Annotated in this window: 20 protein-coding genes; 8 read left to right on the top strand and 12 right to left on the bottom strand. The window is 71.5% G+C overall.

Annotated elements, in window-relative coordinates; translation table 11 throughout:
• The first annotated feature begins 14 nt into the window (after positions 1–14).
• Positions 15–986: an LLM class F420-dependent oxidoreductase gene (locus tag OG272_RS00900; protein ID WP_326573257.1), complete on the top strand. Its 972-nt coding sequence runs from the start codon at positions 15–17 to the stop codon at positions 984–986.
• A gap of 150 nt (positions 987–1,136) precedes the next feature.
• On the opposite strand, the gene OG272_RS00895 is transcribed toward OG272_RS00900, so the two are convergent.
• Both OG272_RS00895 and OG272_RS00890 read right to left on the bottom strand, forming a co-directional pair.
• Entirely contained in the window at positions 1,137–2,300 is a 1,164-nt protein-coding gene (locus tag OG272_RS00895; RefSeq protein WP_405892168.1) for a hypothetical protein, read from the bottom strand.
• Positions 2,301–2,794: 494 nt separating this feature from the next.
• Positions 2,795–4,438, bottom strand: coding sequence for an FG-GAP-like repeat-containing protein (locus OG272_RS00890; protein WP_405892166.1), 1,644 nt, complete (start codon positions 4,436–4,438; stop codon positions 2,795–2,797).
• Between the two features lie 90 nt (positions 4,439–4,528).
• On the opposite strand from OG272_RS00890, the gene OG272_RS00885 reads away from it, so the two are divergent.
• On the top strand, positions 4,529–5,368 hold the full coding sequence (locus OG272_RS00885; protein WP_327731958.1) for an endonuclease/exonuclease/phosphatase family protein: 840 nt from the start codon (positions 4,529–4,531) through the stop codon (positions 5,366–5,368).
• A gap of 58 nt (positions 5,369–5,426) precedes the next feature.
• Here OG272_RS00885 and OG272_RS00880 read toward each other — a convergent pair whose 3' ends face one another.
• The 6 genes from OG272_RS00880 to OG272_RS00855 form a co-directional block, all read right to left on the bottom strand.
• Positions 5,427–6,287, bottom strand: coding sequence for a 3-hydroxybutyryl-CoA dehydrogenase (locus tag OG272_RS00880; RefSeq protein ID WP_326573249.1), 861 nt, complete (start codon positions 6,285–6,287; stop codon positions 5,427–5,429).
• A 47-nt stretch (positions 6,288–6,334) separates the two neighbouring features.
• Positions 6,335–9,562, bottom strand: a complete 3,228-nt coding sequence (gene icmF, locus OG272_RS00875) for a fused isobutyryl-CoA mutase/GTPase IcmF (RefSeq protein WP_327731960.1) — start codon at positions 9,560–9,562, stop codon at positions 6,335–6,337.
• An 83-nt stretch (positions 9,563–9,645) separates the two neighbouring features.
• On the bottom strand, positions 9,646–10,620 hold the full coding sequence (locus tag OG272_RS00870; RefSeq protein WP_327731961.1) for a PDR/VanB family oxidoreductase: 975 nt from the start codon (positions 10,618–10,620) through the stop codon (positions 9,646–9,648).
• An 18-nt stretch (positions 10,621–10,638) separates the two neighbouring features.
• Positions 10,639–11,829 carry an acetyl-CoA C-acyltransferase gene (locus OG272_RS00865; protein ID WP_405892164.1) on the bottom strand — a complete coding sequence of 397 codons (1,191 nt, stop codon included), beginning with the start codon at positions 11,827–11,829 and terminating at the stop codon, positions 10,639–10,641.
• Positions 11,830–11,859: 30 nt separating this feature from the next.
• Positions 11,860–12,465, bottom strand: a complete 606-nt coding sequence (locus tag OG272_RS00860) for a histidine phosphatase family protein (RefSeq protein ID WP_326573242.1) — start codon at positions 12,463–12,465, stop codon at positions 11,860–11,862.
• Positions 12,466–12,521: 56 nt separating this feature from the next.
• A complete protein-coding gene (locus OG272_RS00855) occupies positions 12,522–14,060 on the bottom strand; it encodes an AMP-binding protein (protein WP_327731963.1) in 1,539 nt (512 codons plus the stop codon).
• A 196-nt stretch (positions 14,061–14,256) separates the two neighbouring features.
• On the opposite strand from OG272_RS00855, the gene OG272_RS00850 reads away from it, so the two are divergent.
• The 3 genes from OG272_RS00850 (at position 14,257) to OG272_RS00840 (ending at position 17,109) form a co-directional block, all read left to right on the top strand.
• The gene (locus tag OG272_RS00850; protein ID WP_327731965.1) at positions 14,257–15,492 is read left to right on the top strand and encodes an acyl-CoA dehydrogenase family protein; all 1,236 of its coding nucleotides are present in this window, start codon (positions 14,257–14,259) and stop codon (positions 15,490–15,492) included.
• Between the two features lie 63 nt (positions 15,493–15,555).
• Positions 15,556–16,320, top strand: coding sequence for an SDR family oxidoreductase (locus tag OG272_RS00845; RefSeq protein WP_326573239.1), 765 nt, complete (start codon positions 15,556–15,558; stop codon positions 16,318–16,320).
• 3 nt (positions 16,321–16,323) lie between these two features.
• Positions 16,324–17,109 (top strand): ThuA domain-containing protein, encoded by a 786-nt coding sequence (locus OG272_RS00840; RefSeq protein ID WP_326573237.1) that lies wholly within the window; start codon positions 16,324–16,326, stop codon positions 17,107–17,109.
• A 107-nt stretch (positions 17,110–17,216) separates the two neighbouring features.
• Here the strand turns inward: OG272_RS00840 and OG272_RS00835 are convergent, their stop codons facing one another.
• Genes OG272_RS00835 through OG272_RS00820 form a run of 4 tightly spaced genes read right to left on the bottom strand, consistent with a single transcriptional unit; the run spans position 17,217 to position 22,056 of the window.
• Positions 17,217–18,281 carry an NAD(P)-dependent alcohol dehydrogenase gene (locus OG272_RS00835; RefSeq protein WP_405892161.1) on the bottom strand — a complete coding sequence of 355 codons (1,065 nt, stop codon included), beginning with the start codon at positions 18,279–18,281 and terminating at the stop codon, positions 17,217–17,219.
• Positions 18,282–18,283: 2 nt separating this feature from the next.
• On the bottom strand, positions 18,284–19,378 hold the full coding sequence (locus OG272_RS00830; protein ID WP_405892160.1) for an ABC transporter permease: 1,095 nt from the start codon (positions 19,376–19,378) through the stop codon (positions 18,284–18,286).
• A gap of 27 nt (positions 19,379–19,405) precedes the next feature.
• Positions 19,406–20,929, bottom strand: coding sequence for a sugar ABC transporter ATP-binding protein (locus OG272_RS00825; protein WP_327731970.1), 1,524 nt, complete (start codon positions 20,927–20,929; stop codon positions 19,406–19,408).
• Complete coding sequence (locus tag OG272_RS00820; protein WP_327731971.1) at positions 20,914–22,056, bottom strand: substrate-binding domain-containing protein; 1,143 nt, start codon at positions 22,054–22,056, stop codon at positions 20,914–20,916. Before OG272_RS00820 ends, OG272_RS00825 begins: the two co-directional genes overlap by 16 nt.
• 369 nt (positions 22,057–22,425) lie before the next feature.
• Here OG272_RS00820 and OG272_RS00815 point away from each other — a divergent pair, with 369 nt between their 5' ends.
• From OG272_RS00815 to OG272_RS00805, 3 genes are read left to right on the top strand one after another with little or no spacing between them, the layout of a single operon-like run.
• Positions 22,426–23,835: an aromatic ring-hydroxylating dioxygenase subunit alpha gene (locus OG272_RS00815; RefSeq protein ID WP_326573228.1), complete on the top strand. Its 1,410-nt coding sequence runs from the start codon at positions 22,426–22,428 to the stop codon at positions 23,833–23,835.
• Positions 23,820–24,146 (top strand): 2Fe-2S iron-sulfur cluster-binding protein, encoded by a 327-nt coding sequence (locus OG272_RS00810; RefSeq protein ID WP_326573226.1) that lies wholly within the window; start codon positions 23,820–23,822, stop codon positions 24,144–24,146. Before OG272_RS00815 ends, OG272_RS00810 begins: the two co-directional genes overlap by 16 nt.
• A gap of 7 nt (positions 24,147–24,153) precedes the next feature.
• Positions 24,154–24,369, top strand: coding sequence for a transposase (locus OG272_RS00805; RefSeq protein ID WP_326573225.1), 216 nt, complete (start codon positions 24,154–24,156; stop codon positions 24,367–24,369).
• Positions 24,370–24,371 lie beyond the last annotated feature (2 nt).

The following is a 24,371-nucleotide window of genomic DNA, read 5'->3' as shown; positions in this document are numbered from 1 at the left end:
GGGACCCGGGCCCCATGGTGCACATCGGATACACGATGATGACCGAGCAGGCCGGTCCCCGTGAGCTCGTCGACCATCTGGTTCGGGCCGAGAGCGCGGGCTTCGACTTCTCGGTCACCTCCGACCACTACTTCCCGTGGCTGCGCTCGCAGGGCCACGCTCCGTACGCGTGGAGCGTGCTGGGCGCGGCCGCCCAGGCGACCTCGCGCATTCCGCTGATGACGTACGTGACCTGCCCGACGTTCCGCTATCACCCGGCAGTGGTGGCGCAGAAGGCGGCGACGATGCAGTTGCTCTCGGAAGGACGGTTCCGGCTGGGGCTCGGTTCAGGTGAGAACCTCAACGAACACGTGGTGGGCGGCGGTTGGCCGTCCGTGAACGTACGGCACGACATGCTCGAGGAGGCGGTGGAGATCATCCGCGCACTCTTCGAGGGCGGCCACGTGAACCACCACGGGGCGCACTATGACGTGGAATCCGCCCGGCTGTGGGACCTGCCGGACGAGCCGCCGCCGCTCGGCATCGCCGTCTCCGGCGAGCAGTCGTGCGCCCTCGCGGGCAGGCTCGCCGACCTGGTCATCGCCACCGAGCCCGAGGCGGGGCTGCTCCAGGCCTTCGACCGGCACGGCGGCACGGGCAAGCCGCGCGTGGGCCAGCTGCCGGTGTGCTACGACCCCGACCGCGACACCGCCGTGCGGCGCGCTCATTCCCAGTTCCGCTGGTTCGGCAGCGGCTGGAAGGTCAACTCCGAGCTGCCGCACCCGGATTCGTTCGATTCGGCCACACAGTTCGTCAGGCCCGACGACGTCGCCGCGTCCATCCCGTGCGGCGACGATCCGGAAGCCTTCGTCGAGGCCGTACGCCCGTACGCCGAGGCCGGGTTCACCGAGATCGCCCTGGTGCAGATCGGCGGCGAGTCGCAGCCCGCGTATCTGGACTGGTCGGAGAAGACGCTGCTGCCCGCCCTGCGCGACGCCTTCGCATGACGCCACACCACCGAGCGGGAGCGCGTTGACCGGCTGCTCGCCACCGCGGGGCGCCGGACACGGTCCACGACCGGGACACCGGCGTCGTCGTCGTCCGGTCCGAGTCGTCGTCCGGTCCGAGCTCGCCGCGGAAACCTCGGCCGCCACTCGCTAGCCGTCCGAGCCCTTCGGCCCGGCGTCCGTGTCCTCCTCCTTGTCCTGGCCCGTGGCGGCGGGGCGCAGGGCCTTGGCGCCGCCCTTCAGACGCTCCAGCGTGCGCGTCAGCTGCTGGAACGGAGACGTCGTCCTCGCACCGGACGGCTGCTGTCCGGCGGGAGCGGCCCCGGCGGACTCGCGGTAGGCGGCGAGCGCCTCATGGGCCCGTTCGGTCGCCTCCCGGTACAGGTCCCGGGACTGCGTCATGGCCTCCAGCGCCTCGACGTACATCGCCACCCGCTTCCGTTCCCGGGCGAGTTCCTCCTCGAGAGTGAGGAGGTGCCAGTCCTCCCGCAGTGCGGTGAGGGCCTCGCCGGCACCGTCCGGAAGCGGCTGCGGAAGCGCGGCGAACCGCGTCACCGCCGCGACGAGGTCGGCCGGCTCCGAACCGTCCAGGAACACCGTACGCACGGTGAAGTCCTCGGCGTCGTAGCCGGACGGGGCCGGGGTGCCGGGCAGCACCACCGCGCCGCCGCGTGGCACCTCCACGTCGAACTCCCGCAGCGCCCAGTTCACGACCCGCAGCTGATGCGGCGCGGCCCGGTGTTCCACGACGCGGTGGCGCAGGGTCGCCGGCAGCCATCGGGTGAGAGGCAGCCGACCGCGCTCGTCCGTGGTCATGGCCTCGTGGACGACGACGTGGACGCACCATCCGTCGTGCCCGGAGTCCCTCAGCAGGCGCCGTACGTCCTTGTCGTCCTCGGGCAGGGTGGTGATCCGGCTCAGCGAGAGGCCGGTGGCGGCGTCGTGGTCCCAGTCGCCGTACTCCGGCCAGAACCGGGTGACGGGGGAGGGCCATGCCGGGTCCCACGGCTGTTCCGCCTCCGCGAGCAGGGTCCACTCCCGCCCGCCGCCCAGGTCGGGCGCGAGGCTCAGCCGGGCGCGCACGGTCACCTCGTCGGGAACCCGCCATCGCGCCTCGAAGACCCGCTCAGGGGAGTCGCCCCCGGAGTCGGCCCCGGAATCGGGCACTTCCAGGAAGTCGTCGATGGCCTGGCTGTCCTTGAGCTGTCGCAGGGTATGACGGAGTACGCCTTCCGCGTCGGGTCCGACGTGGCGGCCGCGAGCCGGCCACACCGTCGGGGGAATCGTGGGACGGGCTGAGGGGGAGGTCGGCATGAGTCCATCGGGAAGCAGGGGCATGTGCGCCTGCCAGTATCGTCGCTGCGGCCCGGCGGAGATCACCCGGGGTCCCGTCGGCTTCCGCCCCTGCCGTGCGACCTGCCCGGACGTGGCCACGGCTGCTCACCTCCCCGGTCGGGGCGGGACACCCGTCCCGGGACCACGTCGGCCACGCCCGACTCGTCCGCCGCGTCGTCACCCGTACGGGGTGCACTCCGTCCGCCGACGGCCTGACCGCCACCGGTGCTGCCGTGGCCGCCCAGCACGCCGGAAACGCCCCCGCGCCGCCTGTTCGCGGCCGATGCGGGCGGGTGGCGCGCACACCGGAGCACCGTTCGGGGCCGTCCGCGAGCCGTCCGCGGGCCGTGCGGGCGCCCGCGGACCATGAGCCTTCTCGGACACCGCGTGGCAGGCTCGTGCGGACAGACCTGCGCCTCCCGATGACCCGAACGACACACCCCCAGCGGAAGCCGTGCTCGGCGGCGCCCGGCTCAGCGAGCGAACACGTCCGCGAACTTCCGGCCCGACACCACCGGGTACCCGAAGTCCGTCGCGTTGAAGGACGTCACCGAGGTCGTCGTCAGGCCGGCGGCCGCGCCCCGCAGCACCCACGCCGCGCCGTCGTCGTAACCGTCCGGCAGGACGTCCTCGCCGAACGCGCCGACCGCGAGGTCGGCCTTGCCGTTGCCGTTGATGTCGCGCAGCCGGAGCGAGGAGCCGAAGTGGTCCCCGGCCTCCGCGGCGCCCGGCACACCCGTCGTGGCCTGGTGGAAGGACTGGGCGCCGGTCGTGGTCAGGCCGTCGGCACCGCCCTTGAGGAGCACGACGTCGCCGACGTTGCGCTTGCCGTTCACGTCCTCGTACGGAGCACCGACCGCGAGATCCGCGCGGCCGTCGCCGGTCACGTCGCCGAGGGCGAGCGCCGAACCGAAGTCGTCACCGACCTCGTCGGTGCCCGGGACTCCGGGGCTGTCCTGGTGGTACGTGCGGCCCTTGAGCGGCAGACCGGTCGCCGAGCCGTACCGCACCATGAACGAACCGCCCTCGACGCCCGCCTCGTCGGCGGTGACCAGGTCGTCGTACCCGTCGCCGTTGATGTCGCCCGTCGCGACGGCCGACGACCACCACGCGGCGGAGCCCGTCGTCCCGTCGTCGCTGAGGACCGTGTGGGAGGAGCCGATGTCGCCGGGGCCGCCGCGCAGCACGCCGAGGTAGCCGGGCATCGGGGAGCCGTCCGCCTCGTACTGGCGGCCGTGCAGGACGTACTCGAAACCGTTGCCGCCGTCCTGGGAGGAGAAGTGGGCGGCCACGATGCCGTCCAGTTGTACGCCGTCCGGCAGGAACTCCATCTCCGGGCCGAACGCGCCGTCCTGGGTGGGCTCGCCGTCGGCGTACCACCAGAAGGTGTCGGTGCCGACGACGGCCAGGTTGCCGGTGCCGTCCCCGTCGAGGTCGGCGAAGGCCGCGCCCTCGCCGAAGCCGGCGGCCTCGGCGGTCGGCGCGGTGAGCGCGATTCCACCGGACGTGAACGGCTGCGCACCACCCCAGACGATCGTCACCGAGCCGCGCGGCTTGCCGGTGACCTCCTCGCCGGGCGCGCCGACGATCAGGTCGGCGTAGCCGTCGCCGTTCACGTCGCCGCCGGTGACGTTCTCGCCGAACCTGTCCACGCTCTCCGAGGCGCCGGGCACGCCGGGGGTGTTCTGGGTGACGTTCACGAAGCGGGTGCGGCTGACGCCGGCGGCGGAGCCGAAGAGGACGGTGACCGTGCCGCCGCTCGCCTTGGGTGTGCCGATGGCGAGGTCGCGGTAGCCGTCGCCGTTGAAGTCGTCCGCCGGACCGGAGGGCGCCGCGACAGCCGTGGGCGCCCCGATCCCGGTGACGGCAAGGGCGAGTACGGCGGCAGCCGTGGCCACGGGCAGGGTACGTATGCGCAACGTGATGCTCCCGTTTCGATGATCCGACGCCCGTACGACGTTCTCGGTGCACAAAGGGTTGTACGGGGTGGAAGACGGGGTGAACGAGGAGGCGCCCGGCGCGTCGACCGGGAAGACGCGGACGACATCGCGGCCCGCGAACTCCGCGCCCGTCGGGCCCCCGTGGGCGACGAGAGCCTGGTGAAGGGTGAGGAGCATGGTTGGTTGACAGACTCGTCCCCTACTCTCGGGTGGGGAGACGTCAGGTGCCGTGGGGATCCAGGTCGGTGGATCCAGGTCGAGGAGACGATGGTGCTGGGAAGGAACACGCGGTTACTCGCGGGTGCCGTGGCCGTGGCCTGCATGGTTCTCGTCGGCCCCAGTGCGCCGAGCGGGGTCCTCTTCGCCAGGTCGCTGCCCGTCGATGCCGTCAGGGACGTCGTACCGAACCGGGTCATGACGTGGAACATCTGCAACCCCTGCGACGAGAGCGACGTCGACCGGGCAGCGGAGATCGCCACGTACGCGCCCCAGGTCATCGGCCTGCAAGAAGCCTGCGTGCGTGACGTCGAGAGGATCCGGGACCATCTGGAGAACCTGCACGGGCTGGTCTACCACGTCGAGTACGGGACGGTTCTTCGCAACTGGGGCCGCTGCGGGGGAGCGCCGTGGAGTCCGGGAGGCTACGGCCAGGCAATCCTCTCGGCGGCACCGATGACGGACCGCGTCAACGTGGAATACCCCGACGGCGGGTCGGAGGACCGCGGCTACCTGGCGGTCACCACCACGGTGGGCGGCCGATCCGTCCGGGTCTTCAACACACACCTCGCCCAGCGACGGCAAGAAGCGGTCCGGGCGGAGCAGACCGCCGTGCTCGCCGCGGACTTCGCCCGGCACGACCGCGCGATCCTTCTCGGTGACTTCAACGCCGTGCCGGACGCTCCCGAGCTCACCCCTATATGGAAGCTGGCCGCGGACACGGACCCCCGGTGTCGTCCCTCCTCCGCCGGCCCCTGCGGGCTGACCACCGACTGGAACAGCAAGTTCGACTACGTCTTCCTGCGAGGCATCGCCCCGCTCGAGCACCGCGTGCACCTCACCCCGTACTCGGACCACCATCTGGTGCGCGCCGACCTGGACCCGACCTGACAACGCTTCCGCTGCCGCGTGGCCAGGTCCTCACGGGCGTGGGGCGGCCGACGCCCGTTCAGGCGTCGTAGGTGTGGAAGCCGCGGCCGCTCTTGCGGCCGAGGTGGCCCGCGGCGACCATGCGGCGCAGCAGGGCGGGCGGCGCGTACAGCGGCTCCTTGTACTCCTCGTACATCGACTCGGCCACGGCCTGGGCGGTGTCGAGGCCGATGAGGTCGAGCAGACGCAACGGCCCCATGGGGTGGGCGCATCCGAGTTCCATGCCCCGGTCGATGTCCTCCGGCCGCGCGGAGCCCGACTCCACCATCCGTACCGCGCTGAGCAGGTAGGGCACGAGGAGGGCGTTCACGACGAAGCCGGAACGGTCGGGCGCCTCGATGGCCTGTTTACCCAGCCGTTCGGCGAAGCCGCGGGTGCGCCGCACGGTGTCCTCGCTGGTGAGAAGGGTGGGGATGAGCTCGACCAACTGCTGCACGGGCACGGGATTGAAGAAGTGCATGCCGATGACCTGCGCGGGCCGCCCGGTGACGACGGCGAGATCGACGACGGGTATCGAGGAGGTGTTGGTGGCCAGGACGGCCGCGGGGTCCTCGACCGCCTTGTCCAGGGCACGCAGGACATCGGCCTTGATGTCGCGGTTCTCGGCGACGGCCTCGATGACGAACTGACGGTCGGCCATGTCGCCGAGGTCATGGGTGAAGGAGAGCCCGGCGAGGGCCCGGTCCCGCTGCTCCTCGCTGAGCTTGCCACGCCGTACGCCCATGTCGAGGGAGGCGGTGAGCCGGCGGCGGCCCGCCTCGACCGCGTCCGGTGTGGCTTCGGCGACACGGACGTCGATGCCGCTGCGGGCGGCGACTTCGGCGATGCCGGAGCCCATGAGGCCGCAGCCGACGACGCCGAGACGGTTGACGGGATCCATCGGAGGTCCTATCTGAGAAATCGCTGCGGGGTGGTTTCGGGGGTGGGTCAGACGTTCCGGCGGTACTGGCCGCCGACCTCGAAGAAGGCTTCGGTGATCTGCTGAAGGGAGCAGAACCGGGTGGCGTCCATGAGGACGGCGAAGACGTTGCGGCCACTGGTCGCCGCGTCCTTGAGAGCGGCCAGGGCCTCGTGGGCCGGGTCGCGGTGGCTGCTCCGGAAGTCCCGCACCCGCTCCAGCTGGGACTGCTTCTCCACCTCGGTGGCCCGGGCGAGTTCCAGCTCCGGGGGCCGGCTGTCGCCGCCGGGGCGGAGGAAGGTGTTGACGCCGATGATGGGCAGGGTGCCGTCGTGCTTGCGCTGCTCGTACAGCATCGACTCGTCCTGGATACGGCCCCGCTGGTAGCCGGTCTCCATCGCGCCCAGCACACCACCGCGCTCGCTGATGCGCTCGAACTCCCGGAGTACGGCCTCCTCCACCAGGTCGGTGAGTTCGTCGATGACGAACGATCCCTGGAGGGGGTTCTCGTTCATCGCCAGGCCCCACTCGCGGTTGATGACGAGCTGGATCGCCAGTGCGCGCCGTACCGACTCCTCGGACGGGGTGGTGACGGCCTCGTCGTAGGCGTTGGTGTGCAGCGAGTTGGCGTTGTCGTAGATCGCGGTGAGGGCCTGCAGGGTGGTGCGGATGTCGTTGAAGTCCATCTCCTGGGCGTGCAGGGAGCGTCCCGAGGTCTGGACGTGGTACTTCAGCTTCTGACTGCGCTCGCCCGCGCCGTACTTCTCCTTCATCGCGACGGCCCAGATACGGCGGGCGACCCGGCCGAGGACCGAGTACTCGGGGTCCATGCCGTTGGAGAAGAAGAACGACAGGTTCGGGGCGAAGTCGTCGACGCGCATGCCCCGGGCGAGGTAGGCCTCGACGTAGGTGAAGCCGTTGGCGAGGGTGAAGGCGAGTTGGCTGATGGGGTTCGCGCCGGCCTCGGCGATGTGGTAGCCGGAGATGGACACGGAGTAGAAGTTGCGGACCTTGTGGGTGATGAACCACTCCTGGATGTCGGCCATCATCCGCAGGCTGAACTCGGTGGAGAACAGGCAGGTGTTCTGCCCCTGGTCCTCCTTGAGGATGTCGGCCTGCACGGTGCCGCGCACGTTCGCGAGCGTGTGGGCCCGCAGCTCGGCCTCCTCCTCGGGCGACGGATCCCGGCCCTCGGCGGCTCGGAACCGTTCCGTCTGCTGGTCGATGGCGGTGTTGAGGAAGAACGCCAGGATGGTGGGGGCGGGCCCGTTGATGGTCATGGAGACCGAGGTCGTGGGCGAGATCAGGTCGAAGCCGTCGTAGAGGGCCTTCATGTCCGCCAGCGTGGCCACCGACACTCCGGACGTGCCGACCTTGCCGTAGATGTCGGGGCGTTCGTCCGGGTCCCGGCCGTAGAGCGTGACCGAGTCGAAGGCCGTGGACAGGCGGGTGGCCGGCTGGCCCTCCGAGAGCAGCTTGAACCGCCGGTTCGTACGGAACGGATCGCCCTCGCCGGCGAACATCCGCGCCGGGTCCTCCCCGTCGCGTTTGAAGGGGAACACCCCGGCCGTGAAGGGGAAGTGACCCGGCAGGTTCTCCCCGCGCCAGAACCGCACCAGCTCCCCGTGGTCGGTGAACCGGGGCAGGGCGACGCGCGGGACCTTGTTGCCGGACAGGGACTCGCGGGTCAGGCGGGTGACGATCTCCCGGTCCCGGACCTTCACCACCAGCTCGTCCCCGGAGTAGGAGGCGACGACGGCGGGCCAGTTCTCGATCTGCTCCGTGATGTGGTGGGGGAGCTGCCTGCGGGCGTCCTCGAGGAGCGACCGCACGTTCGTCGGGTCGGAGTCGGCCGCGACGAGGTCGTCGCCGACCGCCTCCAGGCGTTGCACCCGCCGTGCGGCATCCGCCAGTCGGCCGGACTCGGCGTGGTAGGCGCGGACCGTGTCGGTGATCTCGGCGAGGTAGCGCACCCGGTCCGCGGGCACCACCTGCCGGATGCCGGCGGAGTGGCGCACGTGGACCGGTGCCAGCGCGCCCTCGGACAGCGGCAGCCCCTTCTCGGCCAGGCCGGCCTTGAGATGCTGGTAGAGCGCGGTGACACCGTCGTCGTTGAAGGTCGCCGCAGAGGTGCCGTACACCGGCATCTCCTCGGGCCTCATGCCGAACGCCTCGCGGTTACGGACCAGTTGGCGGCCGACATCGCGCAGCGCGTCCTGCGCGCCGCGCCGCTCGAACTTGTTGATCGCCACGACGTCGGCGAAGTCGAGCATGTCGATCTTCTCCAGCTGTGAGGCGGCACCGAACTCCGGTGTCATCACATACAGCGAGGTGTCGACGTACGGCACGATCGCCGCGTCCCCCTGGCCGATGCCCGGCGTCTCCACGATCACGAGGTCGAACCCGGCGGCCTTGACCACGTCGATCACGTCGGACAGGTGCTCGGGCAGCTCGTGGCTGCCACGGGTGGCCAGGCTCCGGAAGAAGACCCGGTTCCCGTCGAGGGAGTTCATGCGGATCCGGTCACCGAGCAGTGCCCCGCCGCCCCGGCGGCGGGTCGGGTCGACCGCGATCACCGCGATGCGCAGCTTGTCCTGCTGGTCGACGCGGAAACGCCGCACCAGTTCGTCGGTGAGGGAGGACTTTCCCGAGCCGCCGGTGCCGGTGATGCCGAGCACCGGCACGACCTGTGCCGCGGCGGCGGAACGCAACCGGTCCAGGAACTCCGTCGGCAGCTTGCCCAGTTCCGCGCCGGTGATGGCGCGGGCGATCGCGAAACGGTCCCCCGCGAGGACCGCCGCCGGGTCGGCGGGCCTGTCGTCCCAGAGGTCGAAGTCGCAGTCCTTCACGACCGAGTTGACCATCCCGGCCAGCCCCATCCGCTGGCCGTCCTCGGGCGAGAAGATGGTCACCCCGCTGTCGCGCAGCCGGGTGATCTCCTCGGGCACGATGACGCCGCCTCCGCCGCCCACCACGCGGATGTGCCGCGCTCCCCGCGAGCGCAACGACTCCACCAGGTACTCGAAGTACTCCACGTGCCCGCCTTGGTACGACGAGACGGCGACACCGTGCGCGTCCTCCTCCAGCGCCGCGTCCACGACCTCCCGCACCGAGCGGTTGTGTCCGAGGTGGATCACCTCGGCGCCCTGGGACTGGAGGATCCGCCGCATGATGTTGATCGACGCGTCGTGTCCGTCGAACAGGGCCGAAGCCGTGACCAGGCGGACGGGGTGCACGGGTCGGTGCAGGTCGCTCATGAGGGCCTTCCCGGACGGGGCGGGGGTACTGCTGTCCGTAGAGATAGTAGGACGTCCTAGTAAATTGCTGGGAGTGATCGCCGTCACAGGTCCAGGACCAGGCGTGGCCCGCACGAGCGGGAGACGCAGATGAGCATGGTGTCGCCGGCGGCCCGCTCGTCCTCGGTCAGCAGCGAGTCGCGGTGGTCGGGCCGGCCGTCGAGGACGTCGGTCTCACACGTGCCGCATGTGCCTTCCCGGCAGGAGAAGACCACCGCGACACCGGCCGCCTCCACGGTTTCGAGCACCGAACGGTCCGGCGGCACGGTGAGGGTGAGCCCGGAACGGGCGAGCTCCAGCTCGAACGCCTCGGCCGGGCCGGTCTCGGCCGTCCGTACCGGGGCGAACCGTTCGACCCCCAGCGTGCCGGGGGGCCAGCCCGCGCACTGCTCCTGCACCGCCCGCAACAGGGGTTCGGGACCGCAGGCGTGCACCAGGGTGCCCTCTTCGGGGACGCCGAGGTGGGCGGCGAGGTCCAGCAGGCCGTACTCGTCCTGCGGACGGACGAGTACCCGGTCCCCGTGCCGGGCGAGGCGGTCCAGGAACGCCATGGAGGTACGGGTGCGCCCGCCGTACAGCAGACGCCAGTCGGCTCCCGCGGCCTCGGCGGCCTCGACCATGGGAAGGATGGGTGTGATGCCGATGCCGCCGGCGATGAACAGATGGCGGGCGGCGGGTCGCAGCGGGAAGTTGTTCCGCGGTCCCCGGACCCGCACGGTGGTGCCTTCGCGCAGACGGTCGTGGACGTACGCGGAGCCGCCGCGTCCCCGCGGCTCGCGCAGCACGGCGATCCGCCAGGCCTCGCGGTCGGCCGGATCCCCGCACAGGGAGTACTGACGGATCAGAATGCCGTCGCCGTCACCGCTGTCCAGGAGTACGTCGATGTGGGCGCCCGGTGCCCAGGCGGGGAGTGTCCCGCCGTCGGGGCGGCGCAGGGAGAGGGAGACGACGCCTTCGGCGGCGAGCGTACGGGTCGCGACGACAAGGGTCGTGTCGACCGGGGGTGGTTGGTAGTTCATGGTGGTCGGCTCCGGGGTTCAGGCCTGTGTCGGCACATGCAGCAGCAGCGCGTCGCCCTGGCCGCCGCCCCCGCACAGGGCCGCAGCTCCGCTGCCGCCGCCCCGCCGCCGCAGTTCCGCCGCGAGAGTCAGCACCAGTCTGGTTCCGGTCATGCCGACCGGGTGTCCGAGCGCGATCGCTCCGCCGTTGACGTTCACCCTGTCCAGCGGGATGTCCAGCTCCCGCACGGATGCCAGGGCCACTCCGGCGAACGCCTCGTTGATCTCGAACAGGTCCAGGTCGCCGGCCTTCAGCCGGCCGTCCCGGGACAGGGCGTCGCGGACCGCGCCGGCCGGCTGGACGAGCAGTGAGGGGTCGGGGCCCGCGACCGTGCCGTAGGCGCCGATCTCGGCGAGCGGGGTCAGGCCCTCGCGTCGGGCGCGTTCCGCGCTCATCACGACGACGGCCGCGGCACCGTCCGAGAGCTGTGAGGAGTTGCCCGCGGTGATGGTGCCCGTGCCGGAGAAGGCCGGCTTCAGGCGGCCCAGGCTCTCGGCGGTGCTTCCCGGTCGTACCCCCTCGTCGGTGTCCACGACCGTCTCGCCCCGGCGTCCGGCCACGGTGAAGGGGGCGATCTCCTCGGCCAACGCGCCCGACTCCTGGGCGCGGGCGGCCCTTTGGTGGGACAGCGCGCTGTACTCGTCCTGTTCCTCGCGGGTCAGGCCGAACGGCCGCTGGTGGCGCTCGGTGGCCGCGCCCATGGAGACGCCGTCGAACGCGCAGACGAGGGCGTCGCGGTCGAGGGCGTCCTCCGCCGCGGCCGCACCGTACCTCCAGCCGCTGCGAGCCCCGCGCAGCAGGTGCGGGGCGCCCGACATGGACTCCATGCCACCCGCGACCACCACCTCGTGACGGCCGGAGGTGATCATGAGGTCGGCCAGGGCGATGGCGTGCAGACCGGACAGACAGAGCTTGTTGACGGTGCTCGCGGGGACGGAGAACGGAACGCCGGCGCGGATCGCGGCCTGCCGCGCCGAGTTGGGGCCGGCCCCCGCCTGGACGACATGGCCCATGACGACGGCTTCCACGGCCGCCGGGTCGAGGCGGACGGCGGCCAGTGCCGCGCCGATGGCGTGGGCGCCGAGGTCGACCGCGGACGCGGTGCTCAGGGCACCCATCAGCCTGCCGAGGGGAGTTCGCGCTCCGGCGACGATGACGGATCCGGGCATGGCCGGGACCTCCTGGGGAGTGGGACGAGGTCAGGCGACCGCGCCGACGGCGCGTTCGGCGATCATGTGGGCCGACTCGTTCACCGAGTGCGGAACGATCCGGCCGCCGGGCATGCGCCGCACCCGGCTGACGGACGTGTAGTCGGGGTGGAACCAGAACATCGAGGGCAGGCCGAGCACCGTCGCCAGATAGGTGTTGGTGATGCCGCCGTGGCACACGGCCGCGACCCGCCCGCCGGGATGGGCGTCGAGGATGGTGTCCATGGCCCGCACGGCTCGCGCGCGAAAGGCGTCCCAGTCCAGATCGGGTACGAAGTCCTCGTAGCGCCCCTCGGCGAGCGCCACCGCCCGCGGATCGTCCGTGCCGATCTGCTCCGGTGGGGTATAGGGCTGGGACACGTCGGTGTCCCACTCGCGCAGGTCGTCGAGGACGGTGGCCGTCATGCCCGTGAGCCGTTCCAGGGGCGCCGCCGTCTCGCGGGCACGCCGGAACGGGCTCACGTACAGCGCGTCGACGGCTTCGTGCACGAGCCAGGCGGCGAGGCGCTCGGCCTGAGCGGTGCCCTCCGGCGACAGCCCCGGGTCGAACACGCCCGCCAGGGGGAGGCCGTGCCGGATGAGGAGGAGTTCGGTCATGGGTGATCCTTCGTACGCGGGAAGGCGGGAAAGGCGGAAGGGGCGGGCGGATCGGCTCAGCCGGCGATGGTCCGCTCCGAGCTCCAGTAGGGGCGGCGCATCGCGCGCTTGTCGAGCTTGCCCATCGCGTTGCGCGTCAGCTCGGGAACGAACTCGTACGACTTCGGGCACTTGTGGGTGGCGAGGCGCTCGCGGCAGAACCCGTCCAGCTCATCGGCCGGCGGCTCGTCCCCCGTCACCACGACCAGAGCCCGCAGCGACTCGCCGAAGTCCGGGTCGGGCACGCCGATGACCGCGACCTCGGCGACCACCGGGTGCTGCCGCAGTACGGCCTCGCTCTCGGCCGGGTAGAGGTTGACGCCGCCGGAGACCACGACGTCCGCGGCCCGGTCGGTGATGAAGATGTAGCCGTCCGCGTCGACGTAGCCGATGTCGCCGAGCGTGAAGACGCCGGGGGCGACATAGGCGGCCTTGGTCTTGTCCGGATCAGCGTGGTAGCGGACGCCCTGGTCGTCGGGTGCCCGGAAGGCCAGCAGCCCGCGTTCGCCTCGCGGCAGTCGCCGGCCGTCGTCGTCGGTGACCAGGACCTCGAACGGGGGCCTGGCGCGTCCGACCGAGCCCGGGTGCGCCAGCCACTCGTCGCTGCTGATGCGGGCCACGGTTCCCGCCTCGCTGGCGCCGTACGACTCGGTCAGCACCGGACCGAACCAGTCGATCATGGCCCGCTTCACGTCCGGCGGACACGCGGAGCCCGTGTGCGAGACCTGCCGCAGGCTGGAGACGTCGTACCGGGCGCGGACGTCCTCCGGCAGGGCGAGCAGCCGTTGGAAGTGGGTGGGCACCATCACCGTCGAGGACACCCGCCACCTCTCCACCCGGCTGAGGAACGTCTCCGCGTCGTATCTGCCGAGGACGACCACCGGCTGACCGGCCGCCAGGTGTCGCAGCGAGGTCAGTGGCGCGTTGTGCTGCAGGGGGCCGCACACCAGGTGCGGTCCCGGCGGGAATCCGGGCCGGGCGGACATCGCGGTGAGGTAGGCGGAGCTGTCGGCGACCGGTCCGCTCACCCAGCGCACCTCGGTGCCACGCGCCCGTCCGGTGGTTCCCGAGGTGTAGACGAGCGGAGGCCGGGCGGGCCGGTCCGTCGGGACGGTGCGCCCGGCGGGCGCCGCCGCCAGCCACAGGTCCCAGTCGAAGGCGTGCCCGATCGCCGGGGTTCCGTGCATGACCAGCGGCAGGCCCAGTTCCCGGGCCGCGTCGAGGGCGGCACCCGCGCCGACGGGGCCGGCGACGATCCCGGTCACGCCCGCGTCGATGATCTGGTCGACGAGCTCGCCGGACGTGAGGTTCCGGGCCGTGGCCACGGTCCCCACTCCGGCACGCAGGCCTGCCAGATGGGCCACCAGCGTGGGGATCGCGTTGTCGCCGAGGACGGCGACACGGTCGTCGGGACCCGGAGCGAACTCCAGCAGCCGCGCCGCCGCCCGTGCCACCTGGTCGGCGAGGCCGGACCAGGACAGCACGGCCAGGTCGTCCACCAGGGCGGGCTCATCGGGTGTCTCCTGGGCGCGACGGTCGAGTGGCAGCAGCGACATGGCTCCTCCGGCGGCTCCTGGGGCCTCTCCCGATTCGAGGGGAGAGGGGATGCGGAGACTGTAGCGTTTATCAAGAAAGTACGGAACACTCTGGTCCCGAGAGAAGCCATTCCCGCACGCTCAAGGGGTCGGGTGGACGCCCTCTCTGTTACCCGTTACTGAATCTTCCGTCTGGTAAGTGCCCCGAGGAGGAGCCATGTCGCAGCCCGATCCGGACGCATGGCGCACACAGGTCCGGCAGTGGCTGGCCACCGTGCTCGAACCGGCGCGGCCGCCGGAACCCGACCAGGACGCCGACCTCGCCGTGTTCCACAACCTCCCCGAGGACGAGGAACGCCTGCTGCTGGAGCGCTGCCGCGCCTATCAGCGAGCCCGCTTCGACGCCGGCTACCAGGCGCTGACCCTCCCCGTGGACAAGGGGGGTGCGGGCCTGACCGCCGCCCATGTGGCGGCCTTCGCCGAAGAGGAGTCCGCGTACGAGGTGCCGCCGTCCACCGAGCTGATCAGCGTCACCGTGCGCCTGGTCGCGATGGCCGTCTCCCTCTTCGGTACGCCCGAGCAGCTCCACGAGCACGCACGCGCCTTCCTGCGCACCGACCTGCTGGCCTGCCAGCTCTTCAGCGAACCCGGTGCCGGATCCGACCTCGCGGCCCTGCGCACCCGCGCCCGGCGGGACGGTGACCACTGGGTGATCGACGGCCAGAAGGTGTGGACCTCGGGCGCCCAGTTCGCCGACTACGGGCTGCTGCTCGCCCGCACCGACCCGGACGTCGTCAAACAGGCCGGCATCACCGCCTTCCTGGTGCCGATGGACGCCCCCGGGGTGGAGACGCGCCCCATCCGGCAGATGAGCGGCGGCGCCTCCTTCAACGAGGTGTTCCTCAGCGGCGTACGCGTCCCGGACGGGCTTCGGCTCGGACGCCCGGGCCAGGGCTGGGAGGTCGCCACCACCACCCTCGCCTTCGAACGGACCGCGTCCGGCAGCGGCAACCGCCGCAAGGGCGGCACCTTCTCCGACGTCCTGGCACTCGCCCGCTCCCTCGGCCGCACCTCGGACCCGCTGGTCCGCCAGCGCCTCGCCGACCTGTATGTGCGGGCCGCCCTGCGCGCGGCCACCGTGGACCGCGTGGCCAGGACGAGCGCCGCCGGTGGCCGGCCGGGACCGGAGGCGTCGCTGACCAAACTCATGGCCTCCGACCTGCTCACCCGCACGGGGCAGGTGGCCGCCGAACTGATGGGGGCGCGGATCACCGCCGACACCGGGGAACCGGGCACGTTCGCCTGGACGCAGCATCTGCTCGGCGCCCCCGGCTACCGGCTGGCCGGAGGCACCGATCAGATCCAGCGCAACCTGATCGGCGAACGGGTACTGAAACTGCCGCCGGAGCCGAGGGCGGACCGGGCGCCCTTCTCACAGCTTCCCGGTAACTGAGCCACCGGCACAGTTCACCGGTCACACACGGACCGTTTCGGCAATCACGAAGGAGTGACAGCGATGGATCTGGGACTGACAGGCGCCAAGGCACTGGTGACGGGGGCGAGCCGGGGTATCGGCCGCGCGGTCGCCGCCACCCTCGCGGCCGAGGGCTGTGCGCTGGCGCTGTGCGCCCGGGGCGAGGAGGGGCTCGCCAAGGCCGCCGCCGAGCTGCGTGGCGAGGGGGCCACGGTGTTCGCGGAACCGGTCGACGTCACCGACCCGGCCGCCCTCGCGGGTTTCGTGGAGCGGGCGGCCGCCGAACTCGGCGGGCTCGACCTGCTGGTGTCCAACGTGTCGGCGGGCAATGTGAAGGGCCCCGAGTCCTGGGAAGCGAGCCTGCGCGGCGACCTGATCCCGTTCGCGGGACTCGTCGAGGCGGCCCTGCCGCACCTGGAGGCCTCCGACCGGGCCGCCGTCGTGGCCATCGGCACCACCAACGCCTCCGACACCGCGCGCCCGGCCGGAGCGAACTCGTACTCCGCGCTCAAGGCGGCCGTCGTCCAGCACGCCTCGGCCCTCGCCCACGCCCTCGCGCCGAAGGGCATCCGCGTCAACACCGTCTCGCCCGGCCCGATCGACTTCCCCGGCGGCGCCTGGGAGACCATCCGCACCAGCCGTCCGGAGGTGTACGAGGAGGTGCTCGCCAAGCTGCCGATCGGCCGCTACGGCACAGCGGAGGACGTGGCCGCGGCGGTGGCGTTCCTGCTCGGGCGGACCGGCTCCTTCTGTGTCGGCGTCAACCTCGTGGTGGACGGCGGGCTGCTCACCCGCGTCCAGTACTGAGCCGTGGCGGGCCCGGCCGGACGCCTGGACGCCGTACTGGTCTGCGGCGGCCGGTGGCACGACTTCGACCACGCGCGGCTGCGACTGCTGGAGCTGCTCGGTGAGCATCCACGGGTGCGCACCACGGTGTACCAGGACTACGACTGCCCGGCCGCCCTCGACAACGCCGATCTGCTGGTCACCTACACCTGTGACGTCCGGCCCCGCCCGGCGCAGCGGGCCGCACTGGCCCGTTTCGTCGAGCGGGGCGGGCGCTGGCTCGCCCTGCACGGCACCAACGCCGTGATCGAGCCGTCGACGAGCGACGGGCCGCGGGAGTTCACGACTCCACGGCTGCTCGGGGAGCTGGCCCAGGTGCTCGGCAGCCAGTTCGTCGCCCACCCGCCGATCGAGCCGTACGAGGTGCTGGTGACCCGGCCCGACCATCCGCTGGTCGCCGGGATCGCACCGTTCACGGTCACCGACGAGCTGTACGTGTGCGAGCTGCACGGGGAGCTGGAGGTGCTGCTGCACGCCGAGTACACGGGGCCGTGCCGCGGTTTCGCCGAGGGGGACACGGCGGCCCGCGACGACGCGCCCCGACCGGTGCTGTATCTCAAGCGGCACGGAGCCGGCGAGGTCTGCTACTTCACCCTCGGCCACTGCCGGGGGCGCTACGACGTGCAGGACCTCGGGGTGGACGACACGGGGCGCGTGGACCGGGGCCCCTGGCAGACACCGGAGTTCCTGACGGTGCTGCGGCGGTGCGTGGAGCGGACGGTGGGTGTGCGGGGGGCGGCGGGCGGTTGAGCGCGGCGGGGGCGGCCGGAGGATTTCGCCCCCGCCGCCCCTACCCGTTCCCATCCCGGGGGGCTGTGCCCCCAGACCCCCGCTCCGGCCCTGGACGGGCCTTGTCCTCAAACGCCGGACGGGCTGAGTGGGCCGTGCGGCAGTACCACCGCGCGGCCGCTGATCTCCCCGGCGTGCAGACGCTCGTACGCCTCGGGTGCCTGGTCCAGTGTGAAGGTCTCGACGTGGGAGGACACGAGACCCTGCCGCGCGAGCTCCAGGATGTCCATGAGTTCCGTCCGGCTGCCCCAGTAGGGGAAGGAGGCCGTCACCTCGAAGGGCAGCCCTCCCCCGAAGCCGACGGCCAGCGTGCCTCCGCCGAGGCCGACGACGGTGACATCGCCCTCCACGGCCACCGACGCGGCGGCCACGGCCAGGGTCGCCTCGGCCCCGACGAAGTCCAGGACGACCTCCGCGCCCGTGCCGCCGGTGAGTTCCCGGATCCGCGCGGCCGCCTCGCCGTCGGAGAGCAGCGTCTCGTGCGCGCCCACCGTGGCCGCCAGCTCCAGCTTCTCCTTGCTCACGTCGAGGGCGATCACCCGGGCCGGGGTCAAAGCGCGGAGCAGCTGCACGGCGAGATGCCCCAGGCCGCCCACGCCGATCACCACCGCCGTGCTGCCGGGCAGCAGCTTCGGCATCGACCTGCGGATGGCGTGATACGGGGTGAGCCCGGCATCCGTGAGGGGCGCGGCCTGCACGGGGTCGAGCCCGCGCAGCGGAACCAGGTGGCGGGGCGAGTTCACCACGACGTACTCCGCCAGGGCGCCGGGTGAGCCGAGCCCCGGCGGCAGGATGCCGAGTCCGGCGGCGTGCGGACAGCAGTTCTCCTTGCCCTCGGCGCACTTGTGGCAGCGTCCACAGCCCCACGGGCCGTACACCGCCACCGCCTCGCCCTCCGCGAGGGCGCCGACACCGGCGCCCACCGCGGCCACGGTCCCCACGCCCTCGTGACCGAGTGTCATCGGCAGCGCGTAGGGGAACCGGTCCTCGGGCCAGCCCATCACCGCCAGATCGGAGTGGCAGAGCCCCGCCGCCGTCACCTTCAACAGAACCTGACCCGGGCCCGGCTCGGGCACGGGCACCTCCACGACCTCGGGGGCATGCCCCACCCGCCGGTACTGAACAGCCTTCATCCTCAGACCTCCTTGCCCGTAGTGATATCCGGTCGAGGCCCCGATCGGCGGCGCAGAACGGCGGGCAGGGCGATCCGGCCACCCGTGAGGACCAGTGCCACGATGAGGACCGAGCCGGTGAACAGGCTCGCGGCCCACTGCGCGCTGGTGGCGAGCCCGAGTCCGGTGATGCCGGTGCCGAGCAGCAGGACCGCGAGGACGGTGCCCCAGGCGTTGAAGCGGCCCGCCCGCAACTGGGTCGCCCCGACGAACGCGGCGGCGTACGCCGCCAGCAGATACGGGGTGCCCGCGGTGGGCGAGCCGGAGCCGACCGACGACGCGAAGACGACGCCGGCGAAACCGGAGAGCAGCGCGGAGGCCACCAGGGTCAGGAAGCGCAGCCGGTCCGTGCGCACCCCCTGCAGCCGGGCCGCGTCCGCGTTGAAGCCGGTCGCGTACAACCGGCGCCCGGTGGCGGTGTGTTCCAGCAGGAACCAGATGGCGACGGCGGCGAGCAGCAGATACAGCACCGGCAGCGTGATGCCGCCCGCGTCCAGCTGGGCGATGCTCGCGAACGGCTCGGCGAGCAGCTGCACACCGGTGATCGAGCTGTCGTTGGTGACCATGGTGATCAGCGACTGGATCAGCGCGCCGGTGGCCAGGGTGGCGATGAACGAGTCGACGCGCAGGACCACCACCACGATGCCGTTGACGACCCCGATCAGCAGCGCGGCGGTCATCGCCAGGGCGATGGCCGTGCCGGGCCCGAGCCCGGCGGAGACCATGAAATAGGCGGTCAGCACGCTGGTGAGCGACATGGTGTAGGCGATCGAGAGGTCGAAGACCCGTGCCGCCAGCGGCGGTACGACGCTGAGGGCCACCAGGCCCGCCACGGCGTTGCCGTTCAGTACCTGCTTGACCGTGATGGCGGTCGGGAACGTGTTCGGCGCCCACACGGAGAAGAGCACGACGATGACCAGCCACACGTACACGGCGCCGATGTTCCGGAACGACAGGGCGGCCACCGCCCGTCGGACCGCTGTCCCCGGTACGGACACCATGGATCTCTCCGGTGCGGACGGCGGGAGCCCCGCCGCCCGGGTCGGGGTGGACGTCATGTCACTCGGTTCCTTCCAGGGCACATGTCACTCGGTTCCTTCCATGGCGTGCACGAGCGCGGACTCGGTGATGTCCCGGCCGCTGATCTCCCGTGCGATCCGGCCGTCCCGCACCACCAGGACGCGGGTGCACAGCGCGAGCAGGTCCTGGGTGTCGGTGGAGGACACGATGACGCCCATGCCCTCGTCGGCCTGCCGCTCTATCAGGTCGTACAGCTGCAGACGGGTGGCGATGTCCACGCCCGCCGTGGGTTCGCACAGCGCCAGCACCGGCGGGCGCTGTGCCAGACAGCGGGCCATCACGACCTTCTGCTGGTTGCCGCCGCTCAGCGTGGTGATCCGCGCCCCGCGGCCGGCCGTTCGGACACCGACCCGCCGGATCCAGTCCTCCACCAGGGCGGACTCGCGGCGTCGGCGCAGCCGCCCGGAACGGGCGCGCAATCGGCCCAGGAGCGGCAGGGTGAGGTTCTCGCCGACCGAGAAGTCGCCGATCACGCCCTCGCCCGCCCGGTCCGCGGGAACCAGGGGAAGGCCCAGACCGTCGGCGTCGCGCGCCTGCGTCCACCGCTCGGAGCGCCGGGGCAGCCGCAGCCTGCCGTTCACCCGCCCGGCATGGGCCCCGCACACCGCGTACGGCACGATCTCGTGGCCGGAGCCGGCCAGGCCGGTGATGCCCAGACGCTCGCCGCCGGCCAGGTCGAACCCGACGCCCCGCAGGGGCCCGGCCCACAGGTCCCTGACCTCCAGCACCGGGTCGGCGCGGCTCGCAGGGGGCGGTGGTCGGTGGTCGGTCTCCATCTCCTCGCCCGCCATCAGCTCCGCCAGCGCACGCGGGGTGAGCTCGGCGACCGGGCGGGTGGCGATCCGGCGTCCGCCGCGGATCACGGTGACCCGGTCGGCGAGCGCGAAGATCTCGTCCATCCGGTGCGAGACGTACAGGACGCCGGCGCCCGCGTCGCGGACCTCCCGCACGATGTCGAAGAGGCGGGCCACCTCGCCGGGCGGCAGCACGGCGGTCGGCTCGTCGAGCACCAGGACACCGCGCCGGCCCTCCCAGCCCTGCAGCGCGGCGGCGATGGCCACCACCGTGCGCTGGACGGGGGTCGCCGTCGCCAGCGGCCGGCGTACGTCGATACCGAGGCCGAACCGTTCGACGAGGGCGCTCGTGCGCCGCTCCATCTCCGGCCAGCGGATGTTGCCGAAGGCCGTTCTGGCGAAGCCGTGGCTGAGCGCGAGGTTGTCGATGGCGCTCAACTCGCCCACCAGCCCCAGCTCCTGGTGGACGAAGCGGAGCCGGTCGTGCCGGGAAGCCGTGACCTGGCCGAGGTCGAAGGGCTCACCGTCGAGTTCGGCCACGGCGCCGGGCTCCGCGTGGTGGTAGCCGGCGAGGATCTTGATGAGGGTGGACTTGCCGGAGCCGTTGGGCCCGATCAGGGCGTGGATCTCGCCCGGCGCGACCTCCAGATCGACGTCTTCGAGCGCTTGGGTGCCGCCGAATCTCTTCGACAGGGCGGCCACCCGCAGCACCGGGCCGGTCAACTCAGCCCCCACAGCGCCTTGAACTGCGCCTGGTAGTCCTCGACGATCGGGAAGTCGCCGTCGGCCGAGGGCAGGTTGTCCTTGGTGACGAGCATGTTGGGCAGTGCGGCCTTCTGGTCCACGTCCATGGGCTGGCCGGTGAAGTGCCGGGCCAGCGCGTCGGCCTGGAGCCAGGCCGTCTCGTGGGAGTTGAGCGCCATCGCGCCGTCGGTGAGACCGCTCTGGATGTACTGGTAGTTCTGCGCGTCACCGACGTTGACGACGATGTGCTTGCCGGTGATGCCGGCGGTCTTCAGCGCGGTCGGCACGCCCACGTTGAGCAGGCCCAGGGAGAAGACGACGTGGGTCACCTTCGGGTGCGACCGGAGGTACGACACCACGCGGTCCGGCATGTCCTTGCCCACGGCGGTGATCGGCACATCGACGTTGTCCAGCCCGCAACCGTCGCACCACTTCTTGTACTTGGCGGCGAAGGAGTCCTTGACGGGCTTGAGGATCGTGTAGGCCGGAAGGTCGAAGTAGACCGTGTTCGCCTTGGCGTCACTGTTCGACACCACCCATGAGGCGAGCATCTCGCCCTGGACGCCGACGTCGTCCGGCCCGTTCTTGAGCAGGGAGATGCCGTCGCCCAGCAGGTCGTCGGCGTTCGACTGGATGACGGGGATCTCGGCGGCCTTCAGCCGGGCCAGCTGCTTGGCGTAGACGGCACGCGGGAAACCGGAGGCGATGACGGCGTCCGGCTTGTCGCGCAGGGCCTGTTCGTAGGCGGCCTGGACGGACTCCGGGGTGCCCTGGGTGGCGATCTGCTTCACCTCCCAGCCGAGTTCCTCGGCGGCCTCGGTGAAGAAGTCGGCGAGGTCCTTGCAGGACTGGACGCCGCAGAGGATGAAGTCGATCTTCTTGCCCTTGGGGATCTTCTTGCCGACGGGCTGGGTGACGGAGATCGACTCCGGGCGCTCGGAGTACTTCGCCAGGGCCTCGCGGGCCGCCGTCAGGCCGGGGGAGCCCGGTGCGGCCGCCTGCGTGGAGTCGGCGGCCGGAGTGGTGCCGGTACCGCACGCCGCCAGGGCGAGCAGTGAGGCGACGGAGAGGGTTGCGGTGAGGGCACGGCGGACCGCGCGACGGGGTCTGGAACTCATCGTTGAGTACTCCCGAGAGGTGTCGCCTGCGCTGCCGCGACCCGCGTCGCTCCCGCGTCCGCGGCGGTCGGGCTCCGGTCAGGCGGATCGATTCTGTGTCGCCCCGGGGCGAGGACGCCGCGGCGCTGGGGCCGGGACGGCGGAGACCGTCCAGGAACGGAGAAACTTTTGAGGAACTACAGCCTCAAGTGGGTCGGAGTGTGACATGCCCCAGCGGTCTTGGGGAGAGGGCCGCCGTAAGAAATTCCGGTCTCAGCGGTGAATGTCGTGGTGGGCGAGGAAAACGCGAGGGGTCGGCCACCGGCATGAGTGTTGCTCCATGCCGCCACCCGTAACTACACTCACTCTAAAGTTTCTGCCGGAGGAGAGATGATGGACGAAACGTCGGAGCCGCCCACGGCGCGGTGCCCCGGGCCCAGCGTCCAGGACTACCTCGACCGGGACAGCCGCCCCGTTCCCCCCGCCCTGAGGTACGAGCGCAACGACTACCTCGGCAGCGAGGACATCGACACCGCCCGCTTCACTTCCCGCGAGTGGGCCGAACGCGAGATGCGGCAGGTCTGGCGGCGCGTCTGGCAGTTCGCCTGCCTGGAGAGCGAGATCCCCGAGGTCGGCGACCACGAGGTCTACGAGATCGGTGACGACTCCCTCATCGTCGTCCGCACGGCCCCCGACGAGATCCGCGCCTACGTCAACGTCTGCCTGCACCGCGGCCGCAAACTGCGCACCGGCGGCGGCAACGTCAGCGAGTTCCGCTGCTCGTTCCACGGCTTCGCCTGGAACCTCGACGGCACGATGCGGACCCCGCCCTGCGCCTGGGACTTCCCCCACGTCACCCCGGAGAAGTTCGCCCTCCCCGAGGCCCAGGTGGCCACCTGGCGCGGCTTCGTCTTCATCAACATGGACCCGTACGCCGAGTCCTTCGACAGCTACCGCGGCACCTTCGACGACTACTACATCTGGCCGCTGGAGAACCGCTACAAGTCGCTGCACATCGGCAAGGTGCTGCCCTGCAACTGGAAGGTCGCCCAGGACGCGTTCATCGAGTCCTTCCACGTGATCGCCACGCACCCGCAGATGCTGCCGTGGCTCGCCGACGCCAACTCGCAGTACGACGTCATGGCGGACCAGCCGAACTGGAACCGGATGATCAACATCCAGGGCGCGCCCAGTCCGCACGTGGCGGACTCCGTCACGGAGGAGGACGTCCTGGAGACGTTCTACGACTCGCGGTCCTTCTACGCCGCCGCCCAGGGCCGTGACCTGGTGATGGGGGAGGGCGACGCACTGCCGGCGATCCCGCCCGGTGGCACCGCCCGGCAGGTCCTCGCCGAGCGGATGCGCGCGCAGTTGGAGGCCACCTCGCAGCAGGACTTCTCCAAGACCCCCGACACCGAACTGCTGGACGCCATCAACTACCTGCTCTTCCCCAACTTCAACCCCTGGGGCGGCGCCAAGTCGAACATCATCTACCGGTTCCGGCCCCACGGACTCGACCCCGACTCCTGCACCGCCGAGATCATCTTCATGTCCTCCCCGAAGCAGCCCGGCGAGACGCCACCCCCGGCGAAGATCCGCTGGGTGCCCGAGGACATGCTCTTCGCCGACATCCCCGAACTCGGTGTGCTCGGCCCGGTCTTCGACCAGGACTGCGAGAACCTGCCCTACGTCCAGCAGGGTCTGAAGGCGATGCGCAAGCCCGGCATCACTCTGGCCAACTACCAGGAGAGCCGCATCCGCCACTTCAACCAGACGCTCGACCAGTGGATGAACAAGTGACCCACCGGGTGGCGGTCAGACCCTCCGGCGTCGAACTCGAAGTCCTCGACGGCGAGGACCTGTTCACCGCCGCCCAGCGGCTCGGCTACCGCTGGCCCACCGTCTGCGGCGGCAGGGGCACCTGCCGTACCTGCTTCGTCCAGGTCGACGAGGGCGCCGAGAACTGTTCCCCGGTGGGCCCGCTGGAACGCGAGGGCATCGAGTCCCTGCGCAGACCGGTGGACGGCCTGACCCGGCTCGCCTGCCGGCTCCGGGTCGACGGCCCGGTGACCGTGACCAAGCGCGGCGTGCGCCGCCGAGTGCAGGAGTGAGGCCACCATGTCCAAGCAAGTGATCCACCCACTCACCGGGCACGTGTACCGGCTCACGGAGGACGGACTGGTCGAGGTGACCGACCCCGGGACAGGGGCGCAGGGCGTCTTCGACTTCCAGGCCCGGTGGCAGTCGGGCGAACTGCGCCACGCCGACCTCCAGATGGCCGGCTGGGTCGGCCGCCTCGCCCAGCGGCGTACGCCCCCGCAGCCGGAGCGGTGAAC

Source organism: Streptomyces sp. NBC_00104 (genome assembly GCF_045160825.1).
In the GTDB taxonomy this organism is placed as follows: Bacteria; Actinomycetota; Actinomycetes; order Streptomycetales; family Streptomycetaceae; genus Streptomyces.
Note: the sequence above shows the minus strand (reverse complement) of the source record. Positions and strands in the feature narration are given on the sequence as shown.